Below are 11,560 nucleotides of genomic sequence, written 5' to 3'. Positions count from 1 at the left end.
GGCGTTGGCGGAGTCGATCCAGCCTTGGGCTGGTCCGCCCGCGGCGGTGCCCGGCACCCAACCGGCTCCGGGCACCCAACCCGCGCCGGGCGCTCAACCGGCTCCGGGCACCCAACCGGCGCCAGCGGCGCCGGCCCCTGCCCCGGCTCCGGGAGCCCCGGCGGCTCCCTCGCCGGCCCCCGCGCCGGCGGGCGAGGTCAGCCCCACCCCGTCGCCGTTGCCGCAGCGCACGCAGTCGGCCTGACGCGGCCGGGCGTGCGGAACATGCGCCCAATCGTCGTTAAATGCGAACCTTTTTCGTTACGCAGAGCGGGTATACCGAAATGACGGCTCAGCGACGCGCTGGGCTTTGCCAGCGAATGCAAGGAGACCCGCATGGACGTCATGGCAGCTACCGAATACCTGGCCCGCTCAACGACATTCACTAGCGTCGGCCTCATCGGTTACATCATCATCGGCGGTTTGGCGGGTGCGCTCGCCAGCAAAATCATCCGGGGCAGCGGCGCCGGCATCCTGATGGACATCGTCATCGGCATCATCGGCGCGCTGATCGGCGGCTTCATCCTGAGCTTCTTCGTCAACACCGCGGGTGGCGGCCTCATCTTCACCTTCTTCACCGCGCTGCTGGGGTCGCTGATCCTGTTGTGGATCGTCGGCATGGTGCGACGCACCTGATTGCGGTTACCGCGTTGCGGCCGCGGTGGTTGACGCATGATTGACGGATGGTGTCACCGCTAACCACCGCGACCATGCGCGCGTGGCGGGTGCGTCGGCCCGGCCCGATGAACACGGACCCGCTCGAGCCGGTCACCAGCGAAGTGCCGCGCCCCGGGCCGTCGGAGTTGCTGGTCGCCGTCCGGGCCTGCGGCGTCTGCCGCACCGACCTACACGTCACCGAGGGCGACCTGCCCGTGCACCGCGAACGCGTCACGCCCGGCCACGAGGTGGTGGGGGAGGTCGTCGAGGTCGGCGCCGAGGCCGCCGGGGAGTTCCGGGTCGGCGACCGGGTGGGCATCGCCTGGCTGCGCCACACCTGCGGCGTGTGCAAGTACTGCCGCCGCGGCGACGAGAACCTCTGCCCCCAGTCCCGCTACACCGGCTGGGACGCCGACGGCGGCTACGCCGAGTTCGCCACGGTCCCGGCCGCTTTCGCGCACCCCCTGCCGGACGGTTACACCGACAGCGAGCTGGCGCCGCTGCTGTGCGCCGGGATCATCGGATACCGCTCCCTGCTGCGGGCGGAGCTGCCGCCGGGCGGCCGGCTCGGGCTCTACGGCTTCGGTGGCAGCGCGCACATCACCGCGCAGGTCGCGCTGGCGCAGGGCGCCGAGGTGCACGTGATGACCCGGGGCGCCGAGGCGCGGGAGCTGGCGATGGAGCTCGGCGCGGCGTCGGCGCAGGGCGCGGCCGACCCGCCGCCGGTCCCGCTGGACGCCGCGATCCTGTTCGCTCCCGTCGGCGACCTGGTGCTGCCCGCGCTGGAGGCGTTGGACCGCGGCGGCACCCTGGCGATCGCCGGCATCCACCTGTCCGACATCCCGGTGCTCAACTACCAGCGCCACCTGTTCCAGGAACGCCAGGTCCGCTCGGTCACGTCGAACACCCGGGCCGACGCGCGCGCGTTCCTGGACTTCGCGGGCACGCACCACATCGAGGTGACCACCCCGGAATACCCGCTGGCCCAGGCGGATCGGGCGTTGGCGGATCTCAGCGCCGGACGCATCGCCGGCGCGGCGGTGCTGCTGGTCTGACCGGCCCTATGTCAGGTGCCACACCAGCGCGGCGGCCAGCGCCCCGAGCCCGTTCAGCGACCAGTGCAGCGCAATCGGCGCGATCAGGCTGCCGCTGCGCCGGCGTAGCCAGCTGAAGACGAAGCCGGCGGCGCCGGTGGCGAACACCGCGCCCACCACGCCGGCGACCATCCCGAGGAACCCGCCGCCCAGCAGCCGGGTGAAGCCGACGTTGCTACTGGTCAGCCCCAGCGACGTGGCGACGTGCCACAGGCCGAACAGCAGCGAGCCGGCCAGCGCGACCCCGCGAAAGCCCCAGGCCCGGTGCAGCGCGCCGTGCAACACCCCGCGGAAGGCCAGCTCCTCGGGAATCACGGTCTGCAAGGGGATGACGACCATCGAGGCGATCAACGCGCCGGAGACCGTGGCGTAGCGGTGGTTCATGAACATCGGCCGCGTCATGGGCAGCAGCACCCCGACGGCGATCACCGCCGCCACGACCGCGACGGCGGCCAGCGCGTAACCGAACCCGGACTTCCAGTGGGCGCGTCCGAGGCCGAGGTCGGCCCAGTCCAGGCCCCGGGCCCGCATCAACATCGCGAGGCCGACGGCGGCCGCGGGCACGGTGGCGACACTCGCCCACGGCGTGGTGAAGTGCGCGATCAGGTTCGTGAGCACCAGGACGGCCACGACGACGGCGATGTCCAGATGGATCCGGAGCCGGTGCGCCGCTGCGGGGTGCTGAGGGGCGGCGGCGGTCGCGTCGGGCATTGGGCCAGTTTACCCGGGCGCCGGGCGCACCCCCGGGTTCAGCGAGATTGCCGCCACGGTCGTGGTTCGCGCGCCAACCGCAGCCACCACCGCAATCTCGGCGTCAGGCGTCAACCCTCCCAGGTCCAGCCGGCGATCTGCGGGTCGTCCTCGCCGTGCTCGCGGGTGTAGACCCGCGCGGCGAGCCGGGCGTCGACCATGCGCTGGCGCAGCACCGCGGCCCGGCTGGCCAGCCCGTCGACCCGGTCGATGACATCCATCACCAGATGGAAGCGGTCCAAATCGTTGAGCATCACCATGTCGAACGGTGTCGTGGTGGTGCCGCGCTCCTTGAACCCGCGCACGTGGATGTGCGGGTGATTCGTGCGGCGGTAGGTGAGCCGGTGGATCAGCCACGGGTAGCCGTGATAGGCGAAAATGACCGGCTTGTCGCGGGTGAACAGCGCGTCGAACTCCCGGTCGGGCAGGCCGTGCGGATGCTCGGACTCCGGCTGCAACCGCATCAGGTCGACGACGTTGACAACCCGGACCGCCAGCTCCGGCAGTTCGCGCCGGAGGATGTCCGCGGCGGCCAGGGTCTCCAGCGTCGGGACGTCCCCGGCGCAGGCCAGCACCACGTCGGGTTCGGCGGTCGCGGTGCTCGCCCACGGCCAGATGCCCAGGCCGCGGGCGCAGTGCTCGATGGCCTGCTCCATGTCCAGGTAGGCCAGCGCGGGCTGCTTGCCGGCGACGATGACGTTGATGTAGTCGCGGCTGCGCAGGCAGTGGTCGGCCACCGACAGCAGGGTGTTGCCGTCCGGCGGCAGGTACACCCGGGTGATCTCGGCCCGCTTGTTGGCGACCAGGTCGATGAAGCCGGGGTCCTGGTGCGACGCGCCGTTGTGGTCCTGGCGCCACACGTGCGAGGACAGCAGGTAGTTCAGCGACGCGATCGGCCTTCGCCACGGCAGCTCCCGGCTGGTGGCCAGCCACTTGGCGTGCTGGTTGAGCATCGAGTCGACGATGTGCACGAACGCCTCGTAGCAGTTGAACAGGCCGTGCCGCCCGGTCAGCAGGTAACCCTCGAGCCAGCCCTGGCACAGGTGCTCCGAGAGCACCTCCATCACCCGGCCATCGGCGGCGAGGTTTTCGTCGTCGGGACCGAGCTCCGAGAGCCACACCTTGGCCGTCGACCCATAGACGGCGTCCAGCCGGTTCGAGGCGGTCTCGTCGGGACCCATCAGGCGGAACCGATCCCTGTTGCGGCCGATGACATCCCGCAGGAAGGTGCCCAGCACCCGCGTCGCCTCGTGCGTCTGGGCGGCGGGCCGCGACACCTCGACCGCGTAGTCGCGGAAGTCCGGCAGGTCGAGGTCGTGCAGCAGCAGGCCGCCGTTGGCGTGCGGGTTGGCGCTCATCCGGCGGTCACCGCGCGGCGCCAGCGCACGCAGCTCGGGGCGCAGCGCCCCGTCGCCGTCGAAAAGCTCCTGAGGCGCATAGCTGCGCAGCCATTCCTCGAGCTGCGCGCGGTGCTGGGGATTGTCGTGCGTTTCGCCGAGCGGAACCTGATGCGCTCGCCAGGTGCCCTCGACCTTCTTGCCGTCCACCACCTTTGGACCGGTCCAGCCCTTGGGGGTGCGCAGCACGATCATCGGCCACACGGGCCGCTGCGTCCCGTTGCCGCTGCGGGCGGCGCGCTGGATCGCCGCGATGTCGTCGAAGGCGTCGTCGAGCGCGGCGGCCAACTGTTGGTGCACATTCGCCGGATCGTCACCGGCGACCGTGATGGGCCGGTAGCCATAGCCGCGCAGCAGCGCCTCGAGTTCGTCGTGCGGGATGCGCGCCAGCACGGTCGGGTTGGCGATCTTGTAGCCGTTGAGCTGCAGGATCGGCAGCACCGCGCCGTCGGTGGCCGGGTTGAGGAACTTGTTGGAGTGCCAGCTGGTCGCCAGCGGCCCGGTTTCGGCCTCGCCGTCGCCGACCACGCACGCCACCACCAGCTTCGGGTTGTCGAAGGCCGCGCCGTACGCATGCACCAGCGCGTAGCCCAGTTCACCGCCCTCGTGTATCGAGCCGGGGGTCTGGGCGGCGACGTGGCTGGGGATGCCGCCGGGAAAGGAGAACTGCCGGAACAGCTTTCGCAGGCCTTCGGCGTCCTCCTCGATGCCGGTGTAGACCTCGCTGTAGGTGCCCTCGAGATAGGCGTTGGCCACCAGCGCGGGGCCGCCGTGGCCGGGCCCGGTGACGTAGATGACGTTGGCGTCGCGGTCGCGGATGATGCGGTTGAGATGCGCGTAGATCAGGTTCAGCGCCGGGGTGGTGCCCCAGTGTCCCAGCAGCCGAGGTTTGACGTGCTCGGGCGACAGCGGTTCGGTCAGCAGCGGGTTGTCCAGCAGGTAGATCTGCCCGACCGACACATAGTTGGCGGCGCGCCAGTAGGCGTTGATCAGGTCGAGTTCGTCGTCGGCAAGGGGAGCGGTTGTCTGGGTTTCTAGGCTCACCCGCCCGATTGTCCGCGCCGACGGTGAACGGCGCTCGACGCGGTGGTGCTTTGTGTTGGCGCTCGCGATCGCCGACTACTCTTCGCCGCGCGCCCGCGCCTCGTAGGCCCGGCGCTTCTCGGCATCCACGTCATCGGTGAAGACGTGCTCGCCGCCCAGAGCCCGATTCAGGCCCTCGGACACGGCACGCGGCATGAACTTCTGCGACGCGATGATCGCGCCGGCCGTCTTCGTGACCCGCACGCGCGGCCGGGGGTGCGCCACCAGTTTGACGATCGCGTCGGCGATGTCGGACGGCTCGGCGTTGCGGATCCCTTTGGCGCCCGAGGTGCCCGCGATGAGTTCGGTGTTGACGAAGGTCGGCATGACGACCGAGAACTTCACGCCCGCCCGGCGGTATTCGATCCGGGCGGAGTCGGTGAACCCGATCACCGCGTGCTTGCTGGCGCAGTAGGTGGCCGCCCCGGGGATATACGTCTCCCCGGCCAGCGAGGCGATGTTGATGACGTGGCCGGACCCGCGGGGGACCATGCGCTGGGCGGCCAGCTTGCTGCCCAGGATGACGCCGTAGACGTTGATGTCGAGGACGCGCCGGGTGACGGCGTCCGGCTCGTCGACGATCCGCCCGAGCGGCATGATGCCCGCGTTGTTGACCAGGACGTCGATCGGGCCGAGCTGGCGCTCGACGTCGTCCAGGAACTCCGAGAACGACTGCGGGTCGGTGACGTCGAGTTTGCCGTACACGTCCAGGTCCAGCCCGGCGCCCGATTCCTTCACCGTTACCTCGTCGACGTCACCGATCGCCACCTTGGCGCCCAGCTTGTGCAACGCGGTCGCGGTGGCCAGACCGATTCCGCGGGCGCCCCCGGTGATCACCACGACCTTGCCGCGGACCTTCAGCCCAATGGACGCCGTATCAGCCATTCCTGCCCTCCGGATTCTTGACGGGTGTCAATCACGCGATCCGGTAAGCACAACACTCGGCGTGGGGCTGCGCAACAACCCGGGTGGCCGAATACTGCTAACGATGATTGAGGTGCGGGTGGCGGTCCCGGCGGACGCCCGCGCGGTGGCCCGCCTGCACGCGCGGGCGTGGCGGTCGGCGTATCGGGGGCTCATCGACCGGGACTACCTGGACGGTCTCACCCCCGAGGCGTTGGTCCGCCGGTACACCTTCGGCCGCGTGGGATTGCGGGTGCCGTCGACGTTGGTCGCGATCGATGGTTCCGCGGTGCGCGGCTTCGCCACTACGGGCCTGAGTGACCTGCCGAACCTCGGCGAGCTGATGGCGCTCTATGTGGACCCGGCCTGCCTGGGCTCGGGCGTGGGGAGCACGCTCGTGGCGGCCGCCCGCGGGCGGCTGCGGGCGGCCGGGGTGACGGACGCCGTGCTGTGGGTGCTGGACGCGAACGCCCGCGCTCGACGGTTCTACGCGCGCGACGGCTGGCGACCCGACGGGGCTTGCCGCACAGTCGCTTTCGGGAACACCGAGGCGCGACAGGTGCGTTACCGGCGCGCGTTGACGTAGCCGCGGCGGTCAGTTCAGGGCAAGCCAGACCAGGCTGGCGCCGCCGGCGAGCGCGCAGTAGATGGCGAACGGGGTCAGCGTGCGGGTCTGGAAGTACCGCGTCAGGAACCGCACGGCCAGGTAGGCGCACACGAACGAGGCGACGCTGCCGGCGAGCACCTGGCCGCCGATCCCGGCTGCCCGGGGCCCGAACAGTTCCGGGATCTTGTACACACCGGCGGCCAGGATGATGGGCGTCGCCAACAGGAAGGAGAACCGGGCGGCGTCCTCGTGGGACAAGCCGCGCCACAGCCCGGCCACCATGGTGATGCCCGAGCGGCTGATGCCGGGGAACAGCGCCAGGATCTGCGCGGCGCCGATCAGGACGCCGCGGCGCAGGGGCAGCTGCGCCAGCCGATTGTCGACGGCATCGCCGGTGTGCGCGGGCTGTTCGGTGACCGGCGCGTCGTCGGGGGAGACGCGCCGGCGCAGCACCTCGCCCGCGTAGAGCACGATGCCGTTGAGCAGCAGGAAAATCGCCGCGGGGATGGGCTTGCCCAGGGTGGTGCGGAAGGTCCGTTCCAGCGCCAGCCCGGCCAGTCCCACCGGGATGGTGCCGCCCACGATGAGCCAGGCGAGCCGCTCGTCGAGCGTCTGGATGCGGCGATACCGCAAGGACGACACGAACCCGCCCACGATGCGCAGCCAGTCCCGCCAGAAGAACACCAGCAACGCCGCGGCGGTGGCCACGTGCAGGCCGACGATGAACGCGAGGTAGGGCGATTCGGGCGCGGAGACGTTCAGGTCCTGCGCCCACCGCCCGCCGACGACCGCGGGAACCAGCACCGCGTGCCCCAGGCTGGAAACGGGGAAGAGCTCGGTGACGCCCTGAAAAGCGCCGACCACCACGGCCTCGATGTAGGTCAGGTGCGCGCTCATGTCGGGTGCCGACGATAGCCGACGGCCGGCTCGGCCACCCAATCAGCTTGCCCAGTTGGCTTTTTGGCTGGCGTCCAACGGTCGACCGGCCGGGCCCCGCACCTGCGGGTACGGTGTGCTGATGGCCGACGGGTTGCTCGACGCCGTGCGCGTCCTCGACCTGTCGAGCGGCAACGGCGACGCGGTGACGCGCCTGTTCGCCGACCTGGGCGCCGACGTGCTCAAGGTCGAACCCCCGACCGGCAGCCCCGCCCGCGATACCCCGCCCACGATCGCCGGCGCCAGCATCCCGTTCGCCGTGCACAACGCGAACAAGCGCAGCGTGGTGCTGGACCCGTTCGACGAGGACGACTGCGGGGTGTTCCTCGACCTCGCGGCGCAGGCCGACATCGTCGTGGACGACGGCTTCTACGGGGAGGCCCCCACGTTCGGGACCTCGGTCGAGGAGCTGGCCGCCCAGCACCCCCACCTCGTGGTGCTGTCGATCACCGACTTCGGCGCGACGGGGCCGCGCTCGCTGTGGCGGGCCACCGATGCGGTGCTGTACGCGATGGGTGGCTCGCTGTCGCGGTCGGGTCCCACCACCGGGACGCCGGTGTTGCCGCCGGACGGTATCGCGTCGGCCACGGCGGCCGTCCAGGCGGCCTGGGCAACCCTGGTCGCCTACTACAACCGATTGCGTTGCGGCACCGGCGAATACATTGACTTCTCGCGATTCGACGCCGTGGTCATGTCGCTCGACCCGGCGTTCGGCGCGCACGGACAGGTCGCCGCCGGCATCCGCCGCACCGGCCAGTGGCGGGGCCGCCCGAAGAACCAGGACGCCTACCCGATCTATGCGTGTCAGGACGGTTACGTCCGGCTGTGCGTGATGGCGCCTCGTCAGTGGCGGGGGCTGCGGCGATGGCTGGGCGAGCCGGAGGATTTCCAGGACCCGAAATACGACGTGATCGGCGCGCGCTTCGCGGCGTGGCCACAGATCAGCGAGTTGGTCCAGGCGCTGTTCGCCGGGCAGACCATGAAGGATCTGGTCACCGCGGGGCAGGCCCACGGCGTTCCCATCGCCGCGGTGCTCACGCCGTCGTGGGCGATGAGCTCCGAGCACTTCGCGGCCGTCGGCGCCATCACCGACGCCGAACTCGTCCCGGGCGTCCGCGTCAGCGTGCCGACCGGATATTTCGTCGCCGACGGGCGGCACGCGGGCTTCCGCAGCCCGGCCCCGGCCGCCGGGCGGGACGGGCCGGGCTGGCGCGGGAATCCGGCGGTGGTGTCCTCACCCTCCGGCCGGGTCGGCGAGTATCCCTTTGCGGGCCTTCGCATCCTGGACCTGGGCATCATCGTCGCCGGCGGCGAGTTGAGCCGGCTGTTCGGCGACCTGGGCGCCGAGGTGATCAAGATCGAGAGCGCGCAGTACCCGGACGGACTTCGGCAGGCCCGCGTCGGCGAGGCGATGAGCGAGTCGTTCGCCTGGACACACCGCAACCACCTGGCGATGGGCCTGGACCTGCGCAGCCCGGCCGGCCAGGACATCTTCGCCCGGCTGGCCGCGGAGTCCGACGCCGTCTTCGCCAACTTCAAGCCGGGAACGCTTGCCGCGCTTGGCTTTTCCTACGACAACCTGCGCGGCCTGAACCCGCGGATCGTGCTGGCCGAGAGCAGCGCCTACGGCGAGGCGGGCCCGTGGAGCACCCGCATGGGATACGGGCCGCTGGTCCGCGCGGCGACCGGCGTCACCCGGCTGTGGACGACTGACGATCCGGACAGCCACGACGGGGCCGCGCGGCACGCCTTCTACGACGCGACGACGATCTTTCCCGACCACGTGGTCGGGCGGATCACCGCCATCGCGGCGCTGGCCGCGCTGATCCACCGGCACCGGACGGGCGGCGGGTCGCACGTGCACATCTCGCAGGCCGAGGCCGTGGTCAACCAGCTCGACACCCTGTACGTCACCCAGGCCGCGCAGGCCGCGGGCATCCCGAGGATCGCCGACGACACCAGCCTGCACGCCGTCTATCCGTGTGCCGGCGACGACGAATGGTGCGTCATTTCGATCGGCTCGGACGATGAATGGCGTTGCGCGGCAAGCGTTTTCCACCACCCCGAGTGGGCCGACGACCCACGCTTCGGCACCGGCGAGGCGCGGCTGGCGAACCGGCGAGAGCTGGTCGAGCTGGTGTCGGCCTGGACCCGGACGCGCACCCCGGAACGGGCCGCCCAACTGCTGCAGTCCTCCGGGGTCGCGGCCGGACCGATGAACCGCCCGCCCGACGTCCTGGAGGACCCGCAGCTGGTCGAGCGGAAGCTGTATGCGCAGATGACGCATCCGCTCGTCGAACGCGCGCTGCCGGCGGAGACGGGCCCGGCGCCCTTTCAGCACATCCCGCGCGCGCCGCAGCGCCCGGCACCCGTGCCGGGCCAGGACACCGTCGAGATCTGCCGAAGGCTGCTCGGCATGGGCCCCCAGGAGATCGACCGGCTCGTCGGCGAGGGCGTGCTGTTCGGGCCGCCCTGACCATCGGCCGATCCCGCCCGCGGTCGCCTGGACCGATAGCCACGCTAAGTTCGTTCGTATGAAGGTGGACCCCAGGACACCGGTGCTGATCGGGTATGGCCAGGTCAACCACCGCGACGAGATCGACCCCGGGCGGCGGTCCGTCGAACCGGTGGACCTGATGGTGGCCGCGGCCCGGCAGGCCGCCGATGCGCGGGTGATCGAGGCCGTCGACTCCATCCGCGTGGTGAACATTCTGTCGGCGCACTACCGCGATCCGGGGCTGCTGCTCGGGCAGCGGATCGGTGCCACCGACTTCACCACGCTGTACAGCCCCGTCGGCGGCAACGTGCCGCAGTCGCTGGTCAACCAGGCATGCCTGGACATCCAGCGGGGCCGGGCGCAGGTGGTGCTGCTCGCCGGCGCCGAGACCTGGCGCACCCGCCGGGGCCTGCGGGCCAAGGGCGCCAAACTCGAGTGGACCGTCCAGGACGACTCCGTCCCCATGGCCGAGGTGAGCGGCGACGACGTGCCGATGGCCGGGGATGCGGAGATCAGGATCAGGTTGGACCGGCCGGCCTACGTCTACCCGTTGTTCGAGCAGGCGCTGCGGATCGCCGGCGGCGAGTCGGTCGACGACCACCGGCGGCGCATCGGCGAACTGTGGGCCCGTTTCAACGCCGTCGCGATCGACAACCCGTACGCGTGGATCCGCAAACCGGTGACCGCAGAGGAGATCTGCGAGCCCGGACCGCAGAACCGGATGATCAGCTGGCCGTACACCAAGCTGATGAACTCCAACAACATGGTCGACCAGGGCGCCGCGCTGGTCTTGGCGTCGGTGGAACAGGCTCGGCGCCTGCGGATTCCGGCCGACCGCTGGGTCTACCCGCACGCGGGCACCGACGCGCACGACACCTCGGCCATCGCGGAGCGCGACGAGTTGCACCGTTCGCCGGCGATCCGGATCGCCGGCCGCCGGGCGCTGGAACTCGCCGGCCTGGGCATCGACGAGGTCGCCCATGTCGACCTCTACTCGTGCTTTCCCTCGGCCGTTCAGGTGGCGGCGGCCGAACTGGGCCTGCCGGTCGACGATCCGGCCCGCCCGCTCACGGTCACCGGGGGGCTGACGTTCGCAGGCGGACCCTGGAGCAACTACGTGATGCACTCCATCGCCACCATGGCGGAGTTGCTGGCGGCCCATCCTGGGCGCCGCGGCCTGATCACGGCCAACGGCGGCTACCTGACCAAGCACAGCTTCGGCGTGTACGGCACGGAGCCGCCCGCCGAATTCCGTTGGGAAGACGCGCAACCGGCGGTTGACCGCGAGCCCACCCGGGAGGGCTTGGTGGACTGGGAGGGCGTCGGCACCGTGGAAGCCTGGACCACTCCGTTCGACCGCGACGGCCGACCCGAGAAGGCGTATCTGGCCGTGCGCACGCCGGACGGGTCGCGCACCCTCGCCGTGATCAGCGACACCGCGCAGGCGCAGGCCACCGTGCGCGAAGACATCGGCGGCGCCAAGGTTGTCGTCGCCGACGACGGCAGCGCCACGCTGCAGTAACCCGGCCGCGGCGATCCCGCCAGTTCGGGGCGCCGTTTGCCCGATAACGGTCGCTAGGTCATGCCGTCTTGCCTA

9 protein-coding genes are annotated in these 11,560 nt (G+C 70.9%); 5 read left to right on the top strand and 4 right to left on the bottom strand.

Translation table 11 applies throughout. The features are described 5' to 3' along the window. The first annotated feature begins 375 nt into the window (after positions 1–375). Entirely contained in the window at positions 376–675 is a 300-nt protein-coding gene (locus A5702_RS05980) for a GlsB/YeaQ/YmgE family stress response membrane protein (protein WP_055403625.1), read from the top strand. A gap of 47 nt (positions 676–722) precedes the next feature. Further along, on the top strand, positions 723–1,751 hold the full coding sequence (locus tag A5702_RS05975; RefSeq protein WP_067821190.1) for a zinc-binding alcohol dehydrogenase family protein: 1,029 nt from the start codon (positions 723–725) through the stop codon (positions 1,749–1,751). A 6-nt stretch (positions 1,752–1,757) separates the two neighbouring features. Here the strand turns inward: A5702_RS05975 and A5702_RS05970 are convergent, their stop codons facing one another. From A5702_RS05970 to A5702_RS05960, 3 genes are all read right to left on the bottom strand, one after another. Next, positions 1,758–2,501 carry a CPBP family intramembrane glutamic endopeptidase gene (locus tag A5702_RS05970; protein WP_055403627.1) on the bottom strand — a complete coding sequence of 248 codons (744 nt, stop codon included), beginning with the start codon at positions 2,499–2,501 and terminating at the stop codon, positions 1,758–1,760. Positions 2,502–2,611: 110 nt separating this feature from the next. Then, positions 2,612–4,981 carry a phosphoketolase gene (locus tag A5702_RS05965; protein ID WP_068219057.1) on the bottom strand — a complete coding sequence of 790 codons (2,370 nt, stop codon included), beginning with the start codon at positions 4,979–4,981 and terminating at the stop codon, positions 2,612–2,614. Between the two features lie 75 nt (positions 4,982–5,056). Then, positions 5,057–5,905, bottom strand: coding sequence for an SDR family oxidoreductase (locus A5702_RS05960; RefSeq protein ID WP_055403629.1), 849 nt, complete (start codon positions 5,903–5,905; stop codon positions 5,057–5,059). A gap of 103 nt (positions 5,906–6,008) precedes the next feature. Between A5702_RS05960 and A5702_RS05955 the strand changes: the two genes are divergently transcribed. After that, entirely contained in the window at positions 6,009–6,509 is a 501-nt protein-coding gene (locus A5702_RS05955) for a GNAT family N-acetyltransferase (protein ID WP_068219054.1), read from the top strand. A 9-nt stretch (positions 6,510–6,518) separates the two neighbouring features. Here the strand turns inward: A5702_RS05955 and A5702_RS05950 are convergent, their stop codons facing one another. Next, positions 6,519–7,427, bottom strand: coding sequence for an undecaprenyl-diphosphate phosphatase (locus A5702_RS05950; protein ID WP_055403630.1), 909 nt, complete (start codon positions 7,425–7,427; stop codon positions 6,519–6,521). 121 nt (positions 7,428–7,548) lie between these two features. Between A5702_RS05950 and A5702_RS05945 the strand changes: the two genes are divergently transcribed. Beyond that, complete coding sequence (locus tag A5702_RS05945; RefSeq protein ID WP_369817872.1) at positions 7,549–9,942, top strand: CaiB/BaiF CoA transferase family protein; 2,394 nt, start codon at positions 7,549–7,551, stop codon at positions 9,940–9,942. Between the two features lie 58 nt (positions 9,943–10,000). After that, positions 10,001–11,485: an acetyl-CoA acetyltransferase gene (locus tag A5702_RS05940; protein WP_068219048.1), complete on the top strand. Its 1,485-nt coding sequence runs from the start codon at positions 10,001–10,003 to the stop codon at positions 11,483–11,485. Positions 11,486–11,560 lie beyond the last annotated feature (75 nt).

Origin of the sequence: Mycobacterium sp. E3339, from assembly GCF_001666915.1 — a bacterium.
In the GTDB taxonomy this organism is placed as follows: Bacteria; Actinomycetota; Actinomycetes; order Mycobacteriales; family Mycobacteriaceae; genus Mycobacterium.
The sequence above is the reverse complement of the archived record's forward strand: the minus strand, read 5'-3'. Positions and strand labels throughout refer to the sequence as shown.